This is a genomic window from Rothia sp. HMSC061E04 (genome assembly GCF_001813685.1).
GTDB classification, from domain to species: Bacteria; Actinomycetota; Actinomycetes; order Actinomycetales; family Micrococcaceae; genus Rothia; species Rothia mucilaginosa.
In genome coordinates, this window is record NZ_KV813694.1 from 66,400 (window position 1) to 88,849 (window position 22,450).

At 59.9% G+C, this 22,450-nt stretch carries 21 protein-coding genes; 9 read left to right on the forward strand and 12 right to left on the reverse strand.

Annotated elements, in window-relative coordinates; genetic code table 11:
* Positions 1-73 precede the first annotated feature (73 nt).
* From HMPREF2927_RS01895 to HMPREF2927_RS01925, 8 genes are all read right to left on the reverse strand, one after another.
* Entirely contained in the window at positions 74-1,015 is a 942-nt protein-coding gene (locus HMPREF2927_RS01895; protein WP_070685026.1) for an inositol monophosphatase family protein, read from the reverse strand.
* An 81-nt stretch (positions 1,016-1,096) separates the two neighbouring features.
* The gene (rsgA, locus tag HMPREF2927_RS01900; RefSeq protein WP_012903240.1) at positions 1,097-2,224 is read right to left on the reverse strand and encodes a ribosome small subunit-dependent GTPase A; all 1,128 of its coding nucleotides are present in this window, start codon (positions 2,222-2,224) and stop codon (positions 1,097-1,099) included.
* Positions 2,225-3,736, reverse strand: a complete 1,512-nt coding sequence (aroA, locus tag HMPREF2927_RS01905; protein ID WP_070685029.1) for a 3-phosphoshikimate 1-carboxyvinyltransferase — start codon at positions 3,734-3,736, stop codon at positions 2,225-2,227. It lies immediately after the preceding gene.
* 265 nt (positions 3,737-4,001) lie between these two features.
* Positions 4,002-4,316 carry a mycothiol system anti-sigma-R factor gene (gene rsrA, locus HMPREF2927_RS01910; protein WP_049352592.1) on the reverse strand — a complete coding sequence of 105 codons (315 nt, stop codon included), beginning with the start codon at positions 4,314-4,316 and terminating at the stop codon, positions 4,002-4,004.
* Between the two features lie 88 nt (positions 4,317-4,404).
* A complete protein-coding gene (locus HMPREF2927_RS01915) occupies positions 4,405-5,163 on the reverse strand; it encodes a sigma-70 family RNA polymerase sigma factor (protein WP_070685031.1) in 759 nt (252 codons plus the stop codon).
* A gap of 157 nt (positions 5,164-5,320) precedes the next feature.
* On the reverse strand, positions 5,321-5,395 hold the full coding sequence (locus tag HMPREF2927_RS09365; protein WP_095343185.1) for a 50S ribosomal protein bL37: 75 nt from the start codon (positions 5,393-5,395) through the stop codon (positions 5,321-5,323).
* A gap of 230 nt (positions 5,396-5,625) precedes the next feature.
* Positions 5,626-6,225, reverse strand: a complete 600-nt coding sequence (locus HMPREF2927_RS01920; protein WP_005505446.1) for a GDSL-type esterase/lipase family protein — start codon at positions 6,223-6,225, stop codon at positions 5,626-5,628.
* A gap of 220 nt (positions 6,226-6,445) precedes the next feature.
* Positions 6,446-10,123 (reverse strand): multifunctional oxoglutarate decarboxylase/oxoglutarate dehydrogenase thiamine pyrophosphate-binding subunit/dihydrolipoyllysine-residue succinyltransferase subunit, encoded by a 3,678-nt coding sequence (locus tag HMPREF2927_RS01925; RefSeq protein WP_070685115.1) that lies wholly within the window; start codon positions 10,121-10,123, stop codon positions 6,446-6,448.
* 411 nt (positions 10,124-10,534) lie between these two features.
* Between HMPREF2927_RS01925 and HMPREF2927_RS08990 the strand changes: the two genes are divergently transcribed.
* The 6 genes from HMPREF2927_RS08990 (at position 10,535) to HMPREF2927_RS01955 (ending at position 16,295) form a co-directional block, all read left to right on the forward strand.
* The gene (locus tag HMPREF2927_RS08990) at positions 10,535-10,720 is read left to right on the forward strand and encodes a hypothetical protein (protein ID WP_141754865.1); all 186 of its coding nucleotides are present in this window, start codon (positions 10,535-10,537) and stop codon (positions 10,718-10,720) included.
* A complete protein-coding gene (locus HMPREF2927_RS01935) occupies positions 10,711-12,045 on the forward strand; it encodes a hemolysin family protein (RefSeq protein ID WP_070685035.1) in 1,335 nt (444 codons plus the stop codon). The genes HMPREF2927_RS08990 and HMPREF2927_RS01935 overlap by 10 nt, the downstream gene beginning before the upstream one ends.
* Complete coding sequence (locus tag HMPREF2927_RS01940) at positions 12,042-13,124, forward strand: hemolysin family protein (protein ID WP_070685037.1); 1,083 nt, start codon at positions 12,042-12,044, stop codon at positions 13,122-13,124. The genes HMPREF2927_RS01935 and HMPREF2927_RS01940 overlap by 4 nt, the downstream gene beginning before the upstream one ends.
* A gap of 346 nt (positions 13,125-13,470) precedes the next feature.
* The gene (locus HMPREF2927_RS01945) at positions 13,471-14,478 is read left to right on the forward strand and encodes a metal ABC transporter solute-binding protein, Zn/Mn family (protein WP_070685039.1); all 1,008 of its coding nucleotides are present in this window, start codon (positions 13,471-13,473) and stop codon (positions 14,476-14,478) included.
* A complete protein-coding gene (locus tag HMPREF2927_RS01950; protein ID WP_070685042.1) occupies positions 14,479-15,378 on the forward strand; it encodes a metal ABC transporter ATP-binding protein in 900 nt (299 codons plus the stop codon).
* Complete coding sequence (locus HMPREF2927_RS01955; protein WP_070685052.1) at positions 15,375-16,295, forward strand: metal ABC transporter permease; 921 nt, start codon at positions 15,375-15,377, stop codon at positions 16,293-16,295. Before HMPREF2927_RS01950 ends, HMPREF2927_RS01955 begins: the two co-directional genes overlap by 4 nt.
* A gap of 264 nt (positions 16,296-16,559) precedes the next feature.
* Here the strand turns inward: HMPREF2927_RS01955 and HMPREF2927_RS01960 are convergent, their stop codons facing one another.
* Complete coding sequence (locus HMPREF2927_RS01960; protein WP_070685053.1) at positions 16,560-17,024, reverse strand: Fur family transcriptional regulator; 465 nt, start codon at positions 17,022-17,024, stop codon at positions 16,560-16,562.
* A gap of 157 nt (positions 17,025-17,181) precedes the next feature.
* On the opposite strand from HMPREF2927_RS01960, the gene HMPREF2927_RS01965 reads away from it, so the two are divergent.
* Positions 17,182-17,859, forward strand: a complete 678-nt coding sequence (locus HMPREF2927_RS01965) for an MBL fold metallo-hydrolase (RefSeq protein WP_070685054.1) — start codon at positions 17,182-17,184, stop codon at positions 17,857-17,859.
* 53 nt (positions 17,860-17,912) lie between these two features.
* Positions 17,913-18,341, forward strand: a complete 429-nt coding sequence (locus tag HMPREF2927_RS01970) for an HIT family protein (protein ID WP_070685118.1) — start codon at positions 17,913-17,915, stop codon at positions 18,339-18,341.
* Between the two features lie 132 nt (positions 18,342-18,473).
* Here HMPREF2927_RS01970 and budA read toward each other — a convergent pair whose 3' ends face one another.
* The gene (gene budA / locus HMPREF2927_RS01975) at positions 18,474-19,223 is read right to left on the reverse strand and encodes an acetolactate decarboxylase (protein WP_049327712.1); all 750 of its coding nucleotides are present in this window, start codon (positions 19,221-19,223) and stop codon (positions 18,474-18,476) included.
* 269 nt (positions 19,224-19,492) lie between these two features.
* A complete protein-coding gene (locus tag HMPREF2927_RS01980) occupies positions 19,493-19,981 on the reverse strand; it encodes a GNAT family N-acetyltransferase (protein WP_070685056.1) in 489 nt (162 codons plus the stop codon).
* Between the two features lie 231 nt (positions 19,982-20,212).
* Between HMPREF2927_RS01980 and HMPREF2927_RS01985 the strand changes: the two genes are divergently transcribed.
* Positions 20,213-20,593, forward strand: a complete 381-nt coding sequence (locus HMPREF2927_RS01985; protein ID WP_070685057.1) for a PH domain-containing protein — start codon at positions 20,213-20,215, stop codon at positions 20,591-20,593.
* Between the two features lie 358 nt (positions 20,594-20,951).
* Here the strand turns inward: HMPREF2927_RS01985 and glnA are convergent, their stop codons facing one another.
* Positions 20,952-22,376: a type I glutamate--ammonia ligase gene (glnA, locus tag HMPREF2927_RS01990; RefSeq protein ID WP_070685059.1), complete on the reverse strand. Its 1,425-nt coding sequence runs from the start codon at positions 22,374-22,376 to the stop codon at positions 20,952-20,954.
* Positions 22,377-22,450: the final 74 nt, after the last annotated feature.

Below are 22,450 nucleotides of genomic sequence, written 5' to 3' on the forward strand. Positions count from 1 at the left end.
GGCGGCTTTCCACTGACCGGAAAGCCGCCGCCTCGCTATATTTTTACTGCCTCCTGCTCAGGGGAAGGGTAGACTAGGATTGGGGCGCGAGCGCCTCCAGCACCTGCTGCTGGACCGCCGCCGTATTACTTGCCACCAGGGACACCGGGCGCACACCGGCGGCCGAAACGCCCGCGTGCTCGGGCAAATCGCCCTCCAGGGTGGAGACAACGCCGCCAGCCTCGCGAATCAGCGGCAGTAGCGCCGCCACCTCGTAGAAAGACAGGGATGCGTCCACGACGGTGTCCACAGCACCCTCAGCGAGCATACACGCCGCCCAGAACGAACCGTACGCACGGGAACGACCCACGCAGCCCAGAAGCTGTACAAGCTCGCCAGAGCGGTCCACAGCGCCTTCAGAGGCCGCCTTCCAGGAAGAGAGGTCGGTGTACGCGGCAGACAGCTGAACCAGCTGAGTCAGCGAAGACACCTCAAGACGAGTCGCCTGCGCCAAAGACTTACCCGTGTACGCGCCCGAACCGCGAGCAGCCCACCAGCGGCGACCCAGAGCGGGTGCAGACACCACACCCACCACCGGCTCACCCTGATCCAGCAAAGCAATCAGAGTCGCCCACACCGGCACGCCGCGGCGAAAATTATCTAGCTCAGCAATCGGCGCAATCACCCACTGGCGTGCCGCCTGACCGTTATAGCCGGCATGCGCACCGGCAATACCGTCACGAGTACGCACACGCGACAGCTGCGCGCGCAGAAGCTCCTCAACCTCCTGAGCCACACCCGAGGCGTAATCGGCAGGCTCCTGCACCGGCGCCTGCGGCTCTACGGGCTGCTGAGTAGCCTGCTGCCACGGCGCCAACGGTGCCGCAGCGGGTGCCGCCTCGGCGGGCTCTAGTGCCTCGGATGCGGGGGAGAAGACCGGGCGGTCACGAAAACGCATGGCGCTCACACGATCGACGCTATCGGCAAGAATATGCGCAAGACGCAAATCGTCGGTGTACTGCTGGGGACGGCTCATAGTAATGCTCTTCTTCAGTATTCGGTGATGTAGTCAGCAAAAATGTGTGTGCAGTGCTGTGTGTAATACAGGGGAGAGAACCTAGACGAGAGCGCCCAGTTCCTTCTCCGAATCGCCCTCTTCAGGAGTCAACAGCAGCAGCTTACGCAAGGACTCCAGGCGGGCGGGACCGCTCTCACCGGCATGACCGGCAGCAACGTACGCCTCCAGACCGCACTCGGGAGCCTGCGCCGCATGCGTACACGCCTTCGGGCAATCCGCCGCACCCGGCGCCAGGTCCACGAACGCCTCCACGACGGTCTCCGGCGGCACATGCGCCAGACCGAAAGAACGAATACCCGGAGTGTCAATAATCCAGGTGCCCGGCTCCATCGGATCGCCATTCGCATTCACCGGACGCAACGCCAACGCCGACGAGGAAGTATGGCGGCCACGACCCGTCACCGCGTTCACATGACCGGTCGCACGCTCGGAGCCGGTCAGCGCATTCACCAGGGTCGACTTACCCACACCCGAATGTCCCAGAAGCACCGACACCTGACCCAGCAGCTCCTGCAGAAGCTCCTGAACCGGTGCCGACTCCAAACCGGCAGCGCCCTCCTGGCTCGGCGCCAAACCATCCGAAGACGAAGACAGCACAATCTTCAAACCGCTCGCCGCATAGTAATCCAGCAGATTCTGCGGGTACCGCACATCGGTCTTCGTAATGCACAGGATCGGCTCAATACCGGCATCAAACGCCGCCACCACGGCACGGTCAATGAAGCCGGTGCGCGGCTCCGGGTTCGCCGCAGCAACCACAATCACCAGCTGCTGAGCATTCGCCACGACCACGCGCTCCGACGGGTCGGTGTCGTCGGCGCTACGGCGCAGAATCGAGGTGCGCTCGCCCAGACGCACAATGCGCGCCAGGGTATCCTTCGCACCGGAGGTGTCACCCACCAGGTCCACAAAGTCGCCGGTCACAATCGCGGTGCGGCGCAGTTCCTTAGCGCGCGCCGCAATGAGGGTACGCTCCTTCTCGGTACCCTCATCCACGACGACCGACCAGCGGCCACGGTCCACCGTAATGACCCTGCCACGAATCGCTTCTTTGAAGGTCGGGCGGTCCTTCGTGCGGGGGCGGGAGCCCTTCTTGTTCGGGCGCACGCGCACATCCGACTCATCCCATTCGGAGAAATCGCGCACGTTCATGCGGGAAGAACCCATTTAGAAGACCTCCTGGTCGGCGGTAACGTCAGAGGTGGAAGCGCCGGCCTGCCATTGCGCCAGCATGTCCTCCCACATTGCGGTAAATTCGGGCATGGTCTTAGCCACGGTGGCTACGTTCTGCACCACCACATTGGGGCGGCGCAGACCAATAATCGCCGCGAAGGTTGCCATGCGGTGATCGTCGTAGGTGCGCGCCAGAACCGGCGCAGCCTCAGCGGTAGCGGGGATGGGCGCCTCAATTACCAGCGAATCGGCGGTGTCGTGGGCGGCACCTCCCAGACGGTTAATCTCGGCGGCGAGCGCTGCGAGGCGGTCCGTCTCATGACCGCGCAGATGCGCAATACCGGTCAGCTCAACGCGGCCCTTCACGAAAGCGCAGGCAGCCGCCATGGTCGGTGCCAGCTCACCACCGGCAGACAGGTCAAAGGAGAAGTCGCCCTCGGGAAGCTGCGCCGGACCGGTCACGGTCAGACGGCCCTCAGCGTAGCGAACCTGCGCACCCAGCGCGGGCAGAAGCTCACGCCACATATCGCCCACCTGGGTCGTACCCGCCGAAGAATCATCCGCGGGTGCCGGCCAGTGAGGAATAGTCACCGACTCGCCGGTAACCATGGCGGCAGCAAGGAACGGACCGGCATTCGACAGGTCCGGCTCAATGGTCATCTCAAAGCCGGGGAAAGAACCGGGGCGAACCGTCCAACGGTACTCGCCGCTCTCTGCTTCGTTGCCTTGGTTCGGGTAGTGCTCCTGCACCTCGATACCCATCTGGCGTAGCGCCTCCACGGTCATCTGAATGTGCGGGATCGATGGCACCGAAGAGCCCTCGTGCACCAGCACCATGCCGTGGGGCAGGCGAGGCGCCATCAGCAACAGCGCCGAAACGAACTGGGACGACGTCGAAGCATCAATACGAACCACGGGCGCCTCAGAAACACCCTCTACGCTCGCCAGACCGGGGGAGCGCAGCACGAAGGGCAGAGCGTTCTCGCCCTGCTCACAATCCACCTGCACACCCAGCTGACGCAGACCCTCCAGAACCGGACCCATCGGACGCTGACGAGCGTGCGGGTCACCGTCAAAAGCGAACTCACCCGGCATCAACGCCGCCAGAGCGGGCACAAAACGCATCACGGTACCGGCAAGACCGCACTCAATCGACACGGTGCGCGACTGAGCGGAATCGGACTGAGCCTGTGCGGAATGCGCTTCCACAAAGCTCAGAGGAGTGACTTTTACATCCGGACCGAACGGCGAATCGGTCGGCACCAGCTCAATACCCGCACCCAGCTGGCGCAGCGCCTCAATCATGAGCGCCGAATCGCGCGAATGCAGCGGCGCACGCAAATACGAGGGAGAGTCAGCCAGAGCAGCAAGCAACAGATAACGGTTCGTGAGCGACTTAGAACCCGGAATATGCACCAGCGCGTTCTTGCCAGCGGCTTCGCTGGAGGCGGGTGCTAGGGGAGCGGGCCAATCACCGGGGGAAAGCTGCACTGCTGCGTCGCTCATACATCCTCTTCTGGTTCAAATCATGGGGAGGGCGCAGACTCAGAGAGGCTGCGCCGGTTGACGTCTACCCCTATTCTACCGGTTGAGGGTTTGCGAGCCTCTGAGAGCTCCAGCGATGAGATAGGCAGCGCGAACCAGGCAACACGGACCAGACAGCGCGAAACCAACCAATACGAGTAAAGGCGGCGCACCGTCATTGGTGCACCGCCTTAACTTGTCATTAGATTTCTGTACCCCCCCCAGCGAGGCAAGAGCCTGAGGCAGCTTAGAGGTTAGCCTCGGCGCAGAACTTTTGCACATCCTGCAGCAGACGAGCCTTTAGCTGCTCGGGCGCCTGCTGAGCGCACGAAGAACGCATTTTCTCACGAATCATCAGCTCAAAGTCCTTCACATCCGCGCACTCGGGGCAGGCATCCAGATGTGTCTGAACCGTGCGTAGCTGCTCGGGGCTCAGCTCCCTATCGAGGAATTCGTAGAGGCGCTTGAGGGTCGCCGAGCAGGGCTGACCGCCGCAATCCTCCAACGGCTCAGAGGCCGCGGAGGCTTCGGGGACAGAAGAATTCTTGTCTGTGGTTGACATCGGGGTTCCTTTCACACGGAAGGTATAAAGCCTTAGGGGAGTCTAGCCTCAACCTCATGGGGGCTAGCTCACGGGTAGAAGAGCGAATCTAAGAATCTGCAGGCGCCTCGGAGCCAGAGCCCGCCGGAGGGGACTTTACGCCCTTGGCCGCCTTAGTGCCCTTGATAGCCTTAGTGCCCTTGATAGCCTTAGCCGGTTGCGCCTTAGCGCTCGCCTTCGCGGCAGCTTTCGCCTCAGCCTGCGCTTCTACCTTTGCGATGGTTGACGGGCGCAGACCGTTCTCACGCGCATAATCGAGCAACTTCTCACGCAGAATAAGGCGGCCACGATGCAAGCGAGACATCACCGTGCCCAGGGGGATATCCAGAATCTCCGCAATATCCTTGTACGCGAACCCCTCCACATCGGAGTAGTACACTACCATACGGAAATCCTCAGACAGCTCATTCAAAGCCTCACGAACCTCCGTATTCGGCAAGGCGCTCAGCGCCTCCGCCTCGGCAGAACGCAGACCCACCGCATCATGCTCACCGGCCTGAGCCAGCTGCCAATCCTCCACCGTCTCACCCTGAGACTGCTGCGGCTCACGCTGACGCTTACGGTACAGGTTGATGTACGTATTCGTCAGGATGCGGTACAGCCACGCCTTCAGGTTCGTACCCTCGGTGAACTGGTGGTATGAAGCAAAAGCCTTCATGTAGGTTTCCTGCACCAGGTCTTCAGCATCGGCAGAGTTGCGGCTCATCCGCAGGGCGGCAGCGTAGAGCTGATCCACATACTGCATAGCGTCCGCGGTAAAGTGTTCGCGCAGCTCGCGGGTATCCGCCGCGGTGTTGGTTTCAGCCATGTTTCTCCTCTACAGGAACGCGCCAGGCGTTCACTTCCATAACGTAGAATTCTTCTCTTTATTCCGCAGAATGTGCACAAACATCTGCGGGTAAAGCAAAACCCCGGGTCCGAATAATATCCGAAACGCCGGGGTTTTAAAGTGTATGCAAGATACCTTATGCGTTGGGGCGCTTACCGTGGTTTGCGCCGCCCTTACGACGGTCCTTGCGCTTACGACCGCGCTTGCTCATCAGAGCCTCCTTATAGTGTTCATGGATGCACGCCCCACCTTCGCGGTGCGCGCTCCCTATTACCTGCCCTAGCAGAGGCGGTCACCGAAAACCGGTGCTCCACGCTATAAGGGCAACGCCGTCTATTTTTTCATAGAAACGGCATGATTGCATCTTGGAACCGGGATATGAGCTAAAAAACACGAACTTTCTTCGCATCAGCTCACAACCCCAGCCGGGGGAGCGGGCTCTTAGCCGTGCTCGGGAATGTTCAGCCAGTTGTACCAGCCGCGGTGCAGAACCAGCCACGCCATCAGACCGTAACCGGACTGACCCGGGCGGCCGTCATTCGCGGCAAGGTCGTTGCGCCACTGCTCGTGGTGAAGCAGCGGGTTGAACGTATCCACGTACACGTGGTTACGGCGGGTCACCACATCCGCGTACGCCGCCGACAGGTCAGCGATACGGCGGTTACGCTCAGCGTCCAGGGTCGGCGGCGGACCAACAACCAGAACCTTAATGTTGTTCTGCGACGCCATGTCCACAATGTTCGCCAGGTTCAAACGCGAACGAGCGCTGGTTAGACCCAAATCAATGTCAAAGGTCGACGGAGCAATAATGAGGCGGTTATCAGCACCGGGAACGAAGCGGCGGCGCGCCTCCTCGAACCAGCGTGCATTCAGCTGCTCGCTACCTTCATTGGGGGCGGCAAGGTTATATGCCGCAATGGATGCGGTGGTCTGCGGGGTGCGCGCCATAACGCGGCCAAACCAGCCGAGGGTACGGGGGTCGCCAACACCGGCGAGCAGGTCATCGCCGACTGCCACAATTCGAATATTGCGTTGCTCCACGGAATTCTTTCTTCAGCAGGATGCGCCCGCCGTGAGAGGCGGCAAGGCACGTGAGTAATAGTCTTCATATCTAGGATAAGCGCTTACCGGCCTCTTTTCGAACTTAATACCCTATCCGGTAAGCATCCGAGACTAAAAAACCCGTCTGCCCGCCAGAAACATCTGACGGGCAGACGGGTTTTGAAGAGCTAAATCATGAGCCGATCAGCTGTAGAAGACCTTAGCCTTCGAAGACCTGCTTGAGCAGAGCCTCAGCCTCAGCTGCGTGCAGCTTACCGGTACCGGCAGCCGGGGAAGCAGCTGCGGAGCGGGAAGCCAGACGCATACGGCGGTCAATCAGCGGCTGCAGGTTGAGAGCCATGAACGGCCACTGACCCTGGTTAGCAGGCTCGTCCTGAGCCCACACAACGTCGGTAGCGTTCGAGTACAGAGCCAGCTGTTCCTTGATCTCCTGCTCGGGCAGCGGGTACAGCTGCTCCACCGAGACAATAGCGGTCTTGGTGTCGCCGCGGCGCTCGCGCTCAGCTTCCAGATCGTAGTAGAGACGACCGGATACGAAGACCACACGCTCAACCTGAGCCGGGTTGATACCCGAACGGTCACCAATCACCGGCTGGAACGAACCCTCGGTGAAGTCCTCGATGGAGGACGCAGCAGCCTTCAGACGCAGCAGCTGCTTGGGGCTGATCACCACGAGCGGCTTGTACGGACGGTGCTGAGAGTGGCGACGCAGCAGGTGGAAGTGCGAAGCCGGGGTCGAGGGGCAGGCAACAGTCATGTTGTTCTCAGCGCACAGCTGCAGGTAACGCTCAACACGAGCCGAGGAGTGGTCAGGACCCTGACCCTCGTAGCCGTGAGGAAGCAGCATAACCAGCGAGGAGCGCTGGCCCCACTTCTGCTCGGAGGAAGACACGAACTCGTCAATGATGGTCTGAGCGCCGTTTGCGAAGTCACCGAACTGAGCCTCCCACACCACGAGCGAGTCGGGGCGCTCCACCGAGTAGCCGTACTCGAAGCCGAGAACGCCGTACTCAGAGAGGAAGGAGTTGTAGATACGGAACTTGCCCTGGTCCTCAGAGAGGTGCTCCAGCGGCGACCACTCTTCATCAGTGATGTGGTCGTGCAGAACAGCGTGACGCTGAACAAAGGTACCGCGCTGAACATCCTGACCGCTCATACGAACGTCGGTGCCCTCCATCAGCAGCGAACCGAAGGCGAGCAGTTCACCCATACCCCAGTTCACGTTGCCGGTGCGGCCCATCTCAACGCGCTGCTCCATGAGCTTCTTCAGCTTCTTGTGGACGGTGAAGCCCTCGGGAGCCTTACCGAACGCGTCAGCGATGTGCTGGAAAGTCTCACGGGAAATCGCAGTCTTACCGCCGTGAACGACCTCGGTGTTCTGCTGAGCAGCGGGCAGTTCCAGACCGGAAACGTGCGCGCCAGCAGGAGCCGGTGCCGAAGACTGAGTCTCAACGAAGATAGCGTCCAGCTTCGAGTGGTAGGAGTCCAGAACTTCGTCTGCCTCTTCCTGAGAGACGTCGCCGCGACCGACCAGGTCCTGTGCGTACAGGGTGCGGGTCGAGGGCAGTGCGTCGATGTCCTGGTACATCTTCGGCTGGGTCATCGACGGATCATCAGCCTCGTTGTGACCGCGGCGGCGGTAGCAAATCAGGTCAATGACAACGTCGCGACCGAAGCGCTCACGGTACTCGAATGCCAGGCGTGCAGCGCGAACCACCGCATCCGGGTCATCGGCGTTGACGTGGAAGACCGGGGCCTTGGTCATACGCGCAATGTCGGTAGCGTGGGTTGCGGTGCGGCCGTCGTTCGGCAGGGTGGTGAAGCCAATCTGGTTGTTCACCACAACGTGTACGGTGCCGCCGGTGGTGTACGCCTTCAGGTCAGCCATCTGCAGGGTCTCCATGACGATGCCCTGGCCAGCGAACGCTGCGTCACCGTGAATCAGGATCGGCAGGACCGGGTGGCCCTCAACGCCCTGCTCGCGGTAGACATCCTGCTTAGCGCGGACGATACCCTCGAGCACGGTGTTTGCAGCCTCAAGGTGCGAGGGGTTAGCAGCCACGTACACCTGGGTCTGTTTACCGGAATCGGAGGTGAAGACACCCTCGGTACCGAGGTGGTACTTCACGTCACCGGAGCCGCCCTCGTAAGGTGCTGCGGTGCCGGAGAACTCACGGAAAATCTGAGCGTAGGACTTACCAGCAATGTTGGTCAGCACGTTCAGGCGACCGCGGTGTGCCATACCAATGGCAACGCCCTTCAGGTCGTTGTTAGCGGCCTTGTCCAGAACAGCGTCCAGCAGCGGAATCAGGGACTCGCCGCCCTCCAGGGAGAAGCGCTTCTGACCCAGGTACTTGGTCTGCAGGAAGTTCTCGAATGCCTCAGCCTCAACCAGCTTGGAGAGAACACGCAGCTGCTCCTCGCGGGTGGGCTTAGCAACGCCGCGCTCCAGGCGCTCCTGGAACCATGCGCGAACCTCGGGGTTCTCAGAGTACATGTACTCAACGGACAGGGAACCGGAGTATGCCTCGTGCAGGCGCTCCAGGATGGTGCGCAGCGGCAGACGCTCGGAACCGCCGAAGCCACCGGTCGGGTAGACGCGGTCCAGATCCCACAGGGTCAGGCCGTAGTTCTCCAGCTTCAGGTCCGGGTGCGAACGCATCTTGTAACCAACGGGGTTGGTTGCTGCGGTCAGGTGGCCGTGCACGCGGTAAGCGTGAATCAGCTGCTGGATACGTGCAACCTTAGAGATCTCCTGAGCGTCATCGACGTGGTTGTCGCGTGCCCAACGAACCGGCTCGAAAGGAACCTTCAGGTCGCGGAAGATTGCGTCGTAGAAGTCGTCGCCGCCGAGCAGGTAGTGCTCAACCAGCTTCAGGAACTCACCGGAACCTGCACCCTGAATGACGCGGTGGTCGTAGGTGCTGGTCAGGGTGATGATCTTGGACAGACCCTGCTGGGTGATGAGCTTCTCGGACAGGCCGCGGAACTCAGCCGGGTACTCCAGAGCACCCACACCGATGATGGCTGCCTGGCCCTTGGAGAGGCGGGGCACCGAGTGGACGGTACCAATACCACCGGGGTTGGTCAGCGAAACAGTGGTGCCGCGGAAGTCCTCAATGGTCAGCGCGCCGTTACGGCCACGCTTAACGATGTCGTTGTACGCATCCCAGAACTCGCGGAAGCTCAGCTGCTCAGCACCCTTGAGGTTCGGAACGACCAGGTTACGGGAACCGTCGGGGCGGGGCAGGTCAATAGCCAGACCAAAGTTCACGTGTGCGTTGTGGATTGCAACGGGCTTGCCCTTCTCGTCCACACCGTAGGTCACGTTCATCGAAGGCATCGCTGCCACTGCGCGAATTACTGCGTAACCAATGATGTGGGTGAAGGAGACCTTGCCACCGCGGGTGCTTGCCAGGTACTTGTTGATGGCAGCACGGTTCTCAATGAGCAGCTTTGCGGGGACCGCACGAACGGTGGTCGCGGTGGGGACAGTCAGCGACTCTTCCATGGTCGTGACGACTGCCTTAGCAGGGCCGCGGAGGGGGACAATCTTGTCTTCAGCAGGTTCCACAGGTTCAGCCTTCTTGGTAGCAGCGGGAGGGGTTGGGTTAGCAGGCGCAGCCGCAGGCTTCGGTGCCGCGGGGGCGGGAGTTGCTACAGGTGCGGCAGGCGCAGCCGGTGCGGCGGGTGCCGCAGCAGGAGCTGCACTAGCGGTACCGGCGCCTCCCAGCGCCTTGTCGATGGTCTCAAAAATGGGCCACCATGAAGGGTCCACGAGGTTCTTGCCCTTCTGGTAACGCTCGTACTGTTCTTCAACGAACCATTCGTTACCGGCAAATTCCTCAGGCACCAGATGTTCTGGCAGATTTGGCACGTTAAACGCCTCTTCCAATTAGTGTGAATTTATCCGTCGCGTCCGGGACTCTCCCCGGCATAGACGACCCGCGTCTTCGAGGGGCGAATCATCACGCTGAGCATGTGCGCATCGCCTAAGATGGTGGCCGTATGTGCGGGGTGTGCACCGTACAAACCTGCCTAGCGTGCCGTGAACGTCGGGGTTCATCCGCTTGCATGGCGGCACACTCATGCTCCTATGTATAAGTGTAAAGAGAAGCACGGTGAACTTTCCAGCTCATCGCGCCATATCCGCAATGCAATTTTTCACTCTTACGGATTAGCAATGAGCCGCGTGCGCAACAAGTGCTGTCTTGCACTTGTGAGCAGGCACTCTACAGCACCGGGAAGTGACGAAACCTTCGCTAAAATATGGGGTATGGATGACCCTTTGAGTAAGACTCTGACTACTAGCCAGCGCAGAATACTGCCCGCGTACTCTGCTCAACACGGCACGGTAACACCCAAAAACACCACCTCCGATGCTCAGCATCTGGACAGCCTGGCTGCGGGGCTACCCCGCCAGGCCCAAGGCACCGTGCACCAGTTGATGGAGGCGGTGGCTGAGTGGATCTGATTCTCCTGCTCATCGGCCTGCTCCTCATCCTGGGTACCGGCTTCTTCGTTGCCGTAGAGTTCTCACTCGTGGCGCTCGAAACCGCCACCGTGCAGCAGGCAAAGGACTCCGGCGATAAAGCCGCCGACGCCGTCCTGCGCTGCCTCAAAACCCTCTCCACTCAGCTGTCCAGCTGCCAGATCGGCATCACCATAACCACGCTGCTGACCGGCTACACTCTCGATTCCGCCATCAAGGCGCTCACCACCGGCGCCATCAGCAGCCTGGGTCTGCCCACCAGCGTGACCGATATGCTCACCCTGCTGCTGGCAATGCTCATCGCAACCCTGCTCTCCATGATCGTCGGCGAACTGCTGCCCAAGGGCCTCGCTATCGCCGAACCCTACGATGTGGCGCGTCGAGTCGCCCCCGCGCAGCTCGCCTTCACCCGCGTCATATCCCCGCTCGTGCGCATCATGAACGGCTCCGCCAACTGGATCCTCGGACGCTTCGGCATGGAAGCCAAGGAGGAACTCTCCGCGGCACGCACCCCCGAAGAGCTCTCCTCCATGGTTCGTCGCTCCGCAGAAGAAGGCACCCTCGACTCGGACGCGGCACGCTTCGTGGACCGCACCCTGCGCTTCTCCGAGCTGACCGCCTCCGAAGTAATGACCCCGCGCGGCCAGGTCGCCATGCTCGAAGACACCGCCCCCGTTGCCGAAGTCATCAAGCTGGCACGCTCCACCGGCCACTCCCGATTCCCCCTCTACAAGGGCGACCACGACAACATCGTGGGCGTCGTACACGTGAAGAAGGCAGTCGGCGTGCCCCCGGAGGTTCGCGAAACCCTCGAAGCCGGCGCCCTCGCAGAAGACGTGCTACAGGTTCCCGAAACCCTGCACCTGGACGCGCTGCTCACCCAGCTACGCCAGGGCGCCCTGCAGCTCGCCGTGGTCCTCGACGAATACGGCGGAACCGCCGGCATCGCAACTCTCGAAGACCTCGTCGAAGAAATCGTCGGCGAAGTCTCCGACGAACACGACCGCGGCCGCACCGAACGCCCCCTACGCTACGGCAACGGCGACTGGGTGTTCTCCGGCCTGCGCCGCCCCGACGAAATCAACACCCTCATCCCCGGACTCGAGGTTGAGGAAAGCCCCGAATACGAAACCGTCGGCGGCTTCATGATGGAACGACTCGGCCGCATCCCCGAAGTAGGCGACAGCGTCCCCGTACCCGGCGGCACCCTGCGCGTCGACACCCTCGAAGGCCGCCGCGTGGACCGCATCCGATTCACCCCCGCACCTAGCGCACAGGAACAGACCGAGAAGGGAGGCAACGCATGAACGACTGGGTAGCCATCGCACTGCTCGTCATCCTGCTCGCCGGAAACGCCTTCTTCGTCGCCGGTGAATTCGCCATCATGTCCACCCGACGAGCACAAATCGAACCGCTCGCCGAAGAAGACAATAAGCGAGCGCAGACCGTCATCTACGCGCTAGAAAACGTCTCGCTCATGCTCGCCACCTGCCAGCTGGGCATCACCATCTGCTCCCTGCTGATTCTGAACGTCTCAGAACCGGCACTGCACCACATGATGGAGGTGCCCCTGCACCTGGTCGGCCTGCCCCACGCGATCGTGGACGTAATCGCCTTCGTCATCACCCTGATTCTGGTCACCTACCTGCACGTGATCTTCGGCGAGATGGTTCCCAAGAACGCCGCCGTGACCCTCGCCGCCCGCGGTGTGGCTCTCTGGATTGTGCCGACCCTGGTGACCTTCTCCAAGATTTTCGCCCCCGTGGTCGCCCTGCTGAACAACCTGTCCAACAAGCTGCTGGCGCTCATGAAGGTTGACGCGAAGGACGAAGTCGCCTCCACCTTCACCCTGGGCGAGTTGCAGACCATCGTGGCAACCTCAACCGCGGAAGGCACCGTGGAAGACGACGCCGGCGTGATTGAAAGTGCCCTCGAATTCACCGAGAAGGACGTCTACGAAATCATGGTGCCCGGCGATAAGCTCGTCACCTTGCCCTTCGGCAGCACCCCCGCCGAATTGGAACGCGCCGTGGCACGCAGCGGCTACTCCCGCTTCGTCATTACCGACAGCGACGGAACCTACATGGGCTACCTGCACGTGAAGGATGCCCTCGCCATCGCCCCCGAGCGGTTCGAGGAGCCCTTCCCCTGGTACAAGCTGCGTTCCCTGGACACGCTCACCCCGACCACCGATATTGACGATGCGCTCGCCTCCATGCAGCGCAGTCGAACCCATATCGCGCAGGTTATGGATGAACAGGGCGTAACCCTCGGCGTGGTCTTCCTCGAAGACGTGCTGGAGGAGCTCGTTGGCGAAATCAACGACACCACCCAGGATGCGGTGCGTGAGCGTGTACGCCGACAGCAGGCGCGTGAAGCCCAGTAACCGAATGAAGCCCAGTAACCGCATCGTGAGATACTCCGAGTAAAACGGGGGAATCTTGAACACACAGCCCGCCCCGCACTCTCGTGAAGGAGAGTGCGGGGCGGGTTGTTTTGCGGTCAGAAACGGCGTATGGGTGCCCCCTAGGGGCAGTCTCAGGTGGAGGGATGAAGCGGCGGCAGGGGAGCGGAGCAAGCTTAGCTAAATATCCCTGCTACATAAGCTTCCAACAGGGAAAATGAGCCGCCCAACACCACCCACATGACAACAATAAAGAGTTGTTTATACGGGTGTGCGCATGATGTAGTTAAGGAACCTACAGACTAGAACGAACCGAAAGAGAGCCCTCATGTCGCACCCGAAGATCACCCGCAAGCACTTCCTCACCGCAATGGGCTCACTCGCCGCATCCTCCCTGCTGCTGGCAGGCTGCGCAACCGAGAACAAGACCTCCTCCGGTTCGTCCTCCTCGGCTGGCTCCAACAACGGCAAGGTGAAGGTCGTCGCCTCCACCGACGTCTACGCAGACATCGCCAAGCAGATCGGCGGCGACTACATCGAGGTTACCGCGCTGATTGCCTCCACCAGCACCGACCCCCACTCCTACGAAGCCACCAGCGCCGACCGCCTCAAGGCGAAGGACGCATCCCTGATCGTCATCAACGGCGCAGGCTACGACCTGTTCCTCGAAGACCTCGCAGGCAAGGACAACGCCTCCCAGAAGATCGTGAACGCGGTCAAGGTCAGCGGCAAGCTCACCGATGCCGAATACACCCATCTGGTCGAGGACCACCGCGGCGGCGAACACCACGAAGACGGCGGCGACCACGCCCACGCACACGAGTTTAACGAGCACCTCTGGTACGACTTCGAAACCATGAAGAAGGTCGCCCAGAAGATCGCTGAAGAGCTCGCAGGCCTCGACTCCGCACACGCTGAGGCGTTCCGCACCAACGCATCCACCTTCTCCAAGGAACTGGACGCACTGGACACCACCGCCAAGGCAATCGCCGGTGAAGACAAGAAGTACCTGTCCACCGAGCCCGTGCCGGACTACCTGATTTCCTCCACCGGCGCAGAGAACGCAACCCCCAGCGAATTCGCTGAGGCAGCCGAAGCCGGCAACGACGTTCCCGCACTCGTCCTGAAGGAAACCAAGGACATGGTCACCGAGAAGAAGGTCCAGCTGCTCGCCTACAACGAGCAGACCTCCACCTCCCAGACTAACGAGGTGCTGCAGGCAGCTAAGGACGCCTCGGTGAACTACGTATCCTTCACCGAAACCCTGCCGGAAAATACCAACTACCTGGCATGGATGAAGACCAACGTCAGCAACCTCGAAAAGGCGCTCTCCTAAGTGACTGACAACAATAACGGTGCCACCCCCGCGATTTCCATTCGCGGGGGTAGCCTCGCTTTCGGGGCCCGCACCCTCTGGAAAGATTTAACCCTCGACATCGGCGCAGGCGAATACTTCGCCGTGCTCGGACCCAACGGCTCCGGCAAGTCCACCTTCCTCAAAGTCGTTCTCGGCCTGACCGGACTCAACGCTGGCGAAATCTCCGTGCTTGGCAAACCCGCACGTCTGGGCAACGCCGGCGTCGGCTACGTACCGCAGCAGAAGTCCATCCCCACCTCCACCCCGATGCGCGCCCGCGACCTCGTGGGACTTGGCGTGGACGGGCACCGCTGGGGCATCCGCCTGCACGGCCGCAAATACCGCGCCAAGGTTGACGAGCTCCTCGAAGCCGTCGGCGCAACCGAATACGCGAACGTGCCGGTGGGTCTGCTCTCCGGTGGTGAGCAGCAACGCCTGCGTATCGCCCAGGCGCTCGCGAACGACCCGAAGATTCTGCTGGCTGATGAGGCGCTACTCTCCCTGGACCTCAACCACCAGTACGCGGTGGCTGAGCTGATTCACCGGTTCAACCGTGAACGCGGCGTGGCGGTGGTGTTCGTGACCCACGAAATCAACCCCATCATTGAGCATGTGGATCGCGTGCTCTATCTGGCGAACGGCCGTTTCACGGTCGGGTCGGTGGAAGAGGTCATGACCAGCGAGACTCTCACCTCCCTGTACGGAACCCCGGTGAGCGTGCTCAAGTCTAATGGCCGTTACGTGGTGGTGGGTGAGACTCACGCCAGCGACCACTGCCATATTGAGGGCACCGACCAGAACATTCACGGCTCCCACCTGAAGTCTGGTCTTTCTGAACCGCAGCGCACTCTACACATTCCGGGAGGAACCACTCGATGACCATTCTTGCTTCCCTCCCCGCTCTGGCACCGGTTGCCGCCGCGCAGAACGATTTGCTCTCCCGTATCTTCGTTTTTGACCGCTACGGTGAGCTGTTGCAGATGCTGCAGAACTCCATTTTTGCTGGCGCTGTTCTGGGCCTTATCGGTGGTTTCGTCGGCATTTTCGTGATGATGCGCGACCACGCCTTTGCGGTGCACGGCGTCTCTGAAATGTCTTTCGCGGGTGCCGCCCTTGCCCTGTTGCTCGGCTATGACGTGGTGACCGGCTCCATGGTCGGTTCGATTGCCTCGGCTCTGCTGATTGCCTTTCTGGGCTCTAAGGCGAGTAACTCGAACTCGGTCATTGGTGCGCTCATGCCGTTCGGCTTGGGCTTGGGTATTCTCTTCCTCTCCCTGTACCAGGGCCGTAGCGCGAATAAGTTCGGTCTGCTGACCGGTCAGATCGTGTCCGTGGATGCCGACCAGCTGCACACCATGATTATTGGTGCGGTAGTTATTATTTCCCTGCTGGTGATGGTGTGGCGTCCGCTGAGCTTCTCCTCCCTGGACCCGGAGGTCGCGCGCGCTAAGGGCGTGCCGATGCGCTTCCTGTCCCTGGTGTTCATGGTGATTCTGGGTATTGCTGTGGCGCTGTCGGTGCAGGTGGTCGGTTCGCTGCTGGTGCTGGCGCTGCTGATTACTCCGGCGGCTGCGGCGATGCAGGTGACGGCTTCTCCGGTACGTACCCTAATCTTGTCGGTGCTGTTTGCGGAGGCGTCCATTGTGGGCGGTATTCTGCTGGCTCTTGCCGGTTCGCTGCCGATTAGCCCCTACGTGACCAGCATTTCCTTCCTGATTTACGTGGTGTGCCGTGTGATTGGTGGCGTGAAGCGCCGCCATAGCGCGTCGGGCCGCCAGCTGGCTGAGAAGGCATAAGACCTATAGAAAGAGCCCCACCTCGGGAATGAGGCGGGGCTCTTTCGTTGTCGTGCTGTGTTAGCGCTACGGGTCATGTACCCGGTGTGCAATGCGGGCTCAACCTGTGTGGCGTTGTGTTGCCCTGTCCAGATGCCCTGTGTGTCGTGCTGTAGCGGCGTCGAAGATCTTTAAAGACGCCCTCTTCTTGTTCCTCCAGAGAAGGATCCTCTCCGGTGAAGGAAAGCCCCTCAGCAGGTGAGGGGTGCGGCTTAGCCTGCAACGTTAGCGTGAAGCGCCGCCCTGCGACTCTTCCTCGCGACGTGCCAAAGTGCAGTCCGGGCAGTAACCGGTCACTTCAACCACGTGCTCCAGCTCCGAGAAGCCGTGCTGCTTACCCATCGCCAGTGCCCAGTCCTCGAGGGCGGGTGCTTCTAGCTCAATGGCGGTGCCGCATCGGCGGCAGAGCAGGTGGTGGTGGTGATCTTTCACCCGGCAGTGGCGGTACAGGGTCTCACCCTCAACGCCCTTGACCGAGTCGAGCTCACCGGCGTTAGCCAGTGACTGCAACACACGGTAGGTTGTTGCGAGAGAGACCTGTTCCTTGCGGTTCGCGAGGGTCAGGTGCAGATCCTGTGCTGAGATGAAATCGCCGAGCTCTTCCATGGTCGCCTTGATGATGCGACGCTGGCGGGTATTTCGGGCTTCGGCAGGCTTCGTAATTCTCCGTACGGGAATATGAGTGTCCATTGCTGAACCTTTCGGGGCGGAAATCCGTCCCATTGTGTGGTCAATCTTGTCTTACGACTTTACACTAGAGGCGTTCAAAAGGTGGTTGATTTGCGCTTTATCTCAAAAATTGAAGTCATCAACAGGCACGAATGAGGGTTAACGGTAGACTAAAACTATGAAAATGACGAAGTACACCCACTCATGTATCCGCCTTGAGAATGAGGGGCGCACCCTCGTTCTTGACCCCGGCAACTTTGCCGCAGAAGGCGAACACGCCACCGCGCTGGAAGGCGCCGATTACCTGTTCGTGACCCACGCGCATCCGGACCATTTTGATGGCCCGTCGGTGCTGCCGCTGATTGCTGAGCGTGCCGAGTCGCAGACCCCGTTGAAGATTTGGGCTCCCGAGGCTGTCGCCCAGACCATCAAGGAGGCTGTGCCCGCTGCCGAGGTTACCGTTGTTTCCTCTGATTCTGAGTTCAGCATCCCCGGTTTTGAGGTGAAGACCTACGGCGGTCAGCACGCCCTGATTCACCCGCTGATTCAGACCATCGCTAATGTCGGTTACCTGATTAACGGTGCCGTGTACCACCCGGGTGACTCGTTGGTGGTTCCGCACCGCGTGCGTGCGAATACCGTTCTGGTGCCGATTCACGCGCCCTGGTCGAAGGTTCAGGAAGTCATTGATTTTGTGATTGCGACCGGCGCTCAGCGTGTGGTTCCGATTCACAATGGCATGATTAACGCCAACGGCACCGGCATTATTGAGGGTTTGGTGACGAACTTCGGCGCGAAGTACGGCACTGAGCTTAAGCACCTGAACCCCGGTGAGAGCATTGAGGTTGAGGCGTAAGCCTGACCGTTGAGCTTCAAACGCGCCGATGACGGCGCATGAAGGAGAATATTGTGAGCACGATTTTTACCAAGATTATTGAGGGCGAGATTCCCGGCCGCTTCGTCTGGAAGGACGAGCACTGCGTCGCCTTCCTGGACATCATGCCCCTGTCGGAAGGTCACCTGCTGCTCGTTCCCCGCGCTGAGGTCGACCGTTGGCCAGACCTGCCGGCTGAGCTGGCGGCGCACCTGTTCGCTGTGGCGCACAAGATTTCTGGTGCCCTGGATCAGGCGTTCGACAAGGACCGTGTGGCTCTGATGATTGCGGGCTTCGATGTGCCGCACACCCACATCCATCTGTTCCCGGTTGATAGCATGGCTGATTACGATCCCGCCAACGCGAAGAAGGACGCTACCGCCGAAGAGCTGGATGCTGCCGCTGAGAAGGTGCGTGCTGCCCTGCGCGAGTGCGGCCACGGTGAGTTCGTGCCGGAGGCGTAAGCGCCTCCTTGGCACTGAGCCTTCCGCAGAACAGCACGTATAAACACGAAGGAGCCGCCCTCTACAGAACAGTAGAGGGCGGCTCCTTCGTTAATATATCCCGTTGCTATATCCCGGGAGCGGGAAAGAAGCTTAGTGCTTCTCAGCCTTGGAAATCTGGTCGGCTAGGTCCTCGGGGGAGAGGTTAGCGGAGGAGAACTCGGGGGTCAGCGGCAGGTGCAGCTGCAGGCCGGTACCGGGGCAAATCTCGACCTTTGCGGAGCGCAGCTTGAAGTCGACCACGTGGCCGCCCTGAACACGCTCATCATCGATAAAGTGGGCGTGGCAGCCGGGCACCGAGATGCCCTGCTCGTAGATCGGGGTGCGGAAGCCAACAATCGTGCCGGTCACGTTATCGAACTGGACAATGTCCTCGTTCTCAGTGGCCGCAACCATCTTCGGGTAGGGCTTCTCCTGCTTGATGACGGTGCGGGTGCGGACCCATTCGAACTCGCCGTAAATCTTGATGGCGTACATGTAGTTCTTAGAGACGGTGAAGTCATCCAGAATCTGCGAGGCAGACTTACGGAGTAGGTTATGCGGTAGTTCGCGCTTAATCATGGGCACGAAGTTGGTGACCACGGCGTAGGGGGTCTGCTGGCGCAGGTCGGGCAGGGATACGGAGCCGTCGTGGCGTACCTGGTAGCAGACGCCGTCGAGGACGACCATTTCGCCGTCGAGGCCGTTGAAGGTACCCACACCGAAGTTGCCGTGGCTCAGGAGCTCACCGATGGTCATCTCGCCATCGTAGATGCCGTCCAGTAGCTGGGACATGAGGCCGGTCTGAAAAACTTCGTTACGGAAAACAGTTTCACCGTTTAGGATGGTCGGCTGATATGCCATGAGATTTCTCCTCGTTACAGTGGATGCGGCGTCAGACGGGTCGGTCGGTCATCGGCGATACTCGCCCTAGCTGATACTAAAAAGGGGAAGGGCGTCGGTGAGAACACGGCGTTGTGATGTCGTTTCTCGCGGAATTCGTAGGTGCCGCCGGCCGGGCGCACGCACTTTCATTGTACGCCTGTGCAGGAAGAACCCCGGGACTAGCGGGTACGACATCTTATGATGTGACCCGCGACCTGCTCCTACAAGGGAAGAGGGGGTAGGGTCCGTTAGAGCTCCAGAAGCATCTCCACATGCTCAATCCCGACCTCAAGGTACGGCTCTCCCACTTGCACGAACCCCGCCGCACCATAGTAGCTGTCTTTCAGGTAGGACTGGGCGCTAATCACCAGCTGACGAGCTTCCGTATTTTCACGGACCCAGCTAATCGCCTCATGCAGTAGGGCGCGCCCCAGACCGGTGCCACGCGCCTCCTCACGGACAGCTACTCGACCGACGGTCCAAGCACCTTCGATAGGGCGGTGATAGCCATCATCGACCGTCATAAGATCAAAGAGACGCAGGTAAGCCAGAACTCGACCAGCCTTATCCGCGTGGAAGAAATGAACAGACTCGAAGTCTGCTTCATCTGGCTCCTGCGCAAGAATCTGCTGACCCACAGTAAAAACAAGAGAACGAGTGATATGAATCTGCTGAAGCTCACGTAGAGTCAGCTCGTTGAAGTACTTTGCCTGAAAATATGCGGCGGAATCTGGCAACGGCGTTTCCTTTCAAATACGTTCTGCGTGATGAAAGAGCATACCTCAGTGTTGAAAGCTCTGTACAAAGGTATAGGTATGAAGCCGCTCTATGAGATTTACCGGTACAGCCCTCCACAGGTATTTATTGCTCACAGCGTGTCTGCAAGGATAACCATCTAGACCGCGCATGAGTTACAAAGCTCTTATACTGAGAACGTTATTATCACTCAACACCTTGGAGGTAACTCTATGTCTATCGCCGCTATCATGACCTGGACTTTGCAATCAGAAATTCCAGTACCTCAGGATGCTCAAGCCCTTTTGGGGTCGGGCGAAAGCGCTGTCGCAGCCTTTGCTACTTTCCGCGATTCCGCGATTTTCACGACTCACCGACTCATCATTCGTGATGCTCAAGGCCTGACGGGTAAGAAGGTAGAAATGTATTCGTTGCCTTACTCCTCAATCCATATGTGGTCTTCTGAAAATGCAGGAAACCTGTTCGACGCGAATAGTGAAATTGCTCTATGGACGAAGGTTGGCTACATCAAAATCAAGCTGGGTCGAAAGATTGACGTGCGCAAGCTTGACCGGCTCATCGCTCAGCAGGTTCTAAACGCTCAGCAGCATTAGGGCATAAAAATAGACTGGCGTTCCCTCCGGTTGCACGACAAAAAGGGAGGGAACGCCAGCACCAACAGCTTAGCCCTTAGAGCCGCTCTAAGCGCAACTAAGACACACGAGGCTCATCGAGGCAGAAAAATATTAGACACGAACCGTCACCAAAATAGTCCGGTGAGCCTGAGCCCTGCAGAAACTCCGCAGATACCCTGCAGAAACCCCTCAGAATATACAACAACGGCCTATACGCTCCCAAAGGAACGTATAGGCCGTTGTCTGCTATCTAGAACTTACCCCAGAACCCACCCCGCAACTAACCTCAGTGCGGGTGCGGGGCAAAGCCCAGAAGGAAAGATAAGACGCCAGCGAATTAGACGCCGTAGTACAGCTGGTACTCAAGCGGGTGCGGAACCAGCGAAAGCGGCTCCAGCTCGTTCTTACGCTTGTAGTCAATCCAAGCCTGAATCAGGTCCTCGGTGAAGACGCCGCCCTCGAGCAGGAAGTCGTGGTCAGCCTCCAGAGCCGCCAGTGCCTCCTCCAGGTTAGCCGGAGCCTTCTTGATGTCCTTAGCCTCTTCAGCGGGCAGCTCGTACAGGTCCTTATCGATCGGTGCCGGCGGCTCAATGCGGTTACGGATACCGTCCAGACCAGCCATCAGCTGAGCAGCGAACGCGAAGTAGGGGTTAGCGGAGGGGTCCGGTGCACGGAACTCCAGACGCTTAGCCTTCGGGTTGGTACCGGTAATCGGGATGCGGATCCCGGCAGAACGGTTACCCTGCGAGTACACCATGTTGACGGGAGCCTCGTAGCCGGGAACCAGACGCTTGTACGAGTTCACGGTCGGGTTAGTGAATGCCAGCACAGCGGAGGAGTGCTCAATCAGACCGCCAATGTACCAGCGTGCGGTGTCAGAGAGGTTAGCGTAGCCGCGCTCATCGTAGAAGAGAGGCTCACCGTCCTGCCACAGCGACTGATGGCAGTGCATACCGGAGCCATTATCGCCGAAGACGGGCTTGGGCATGAAGGTTACGGACTTGCCCCATGCGTCTGCGGTGCCCTTGATGACGTACTTGAACTTCAGCAGATCGTCAGCTGCCTTGGTGAGGGTATCGAACTTGTAATTGATTTCTGCCTGGCCGGCTGCGCCCACCTCGTGGTGGCTACGCTCAACCTCAAGACCAACCTCGTCCATTGCTACGCACATTGCGTCACGCAGGTCAGCCTGCTTGTCGACAGGGGAGACGGGGAAGTAGCCGCCCTTGACGGGGGTCTTGTTGCCCAGGTTGCCGCCCTCTTCCTTGCGGCCGGTGTTCCAGGGAGCCTCGTCGGAATCAATCTTGTAGAACACAGAATTCGGCTCAACCTGGTAGCGGACATCCTCGAAGACAAAGAATTCAGCCTCGGATGCGAAGAACGCGGTATCTGCAATGCCGGTGGACTGCAGGTAAGCCTCAGCGCGCTCAGCAACGCCGCGGGGGTCACGGTGGTAGGGCTCGCCGGTGCGGGGGTTCACGATGGAGCAGATGATGACCAGGGTCTTCTCAATGCGGAAGGGGTCAACGTACGCAGACTGAACATCGGGGATCAGCTGCATGTCAGACTCTGCAATGCCCTGGAAGCCGCGGATAGAGGAGCCATCAAAAAGCTGGCCGTTGACGAAGAAATCGTCATCAATCGCCTTAGCGGGCAGGTTGAAGTGCTGCTGCACGCCGGGCATGTCGGTGAATCGGATATCAACGAAGACTACTTCTTCGTTCTTGATAAAGTCGAGAACTTCCTGGGGGCTGGTAAACATGAGGACTGCTCCTTGTTCGACTGACGGTGCAGGAGGGTGTTTTCCCTCATCACATTCAGTCTTTGGTTTAGTTT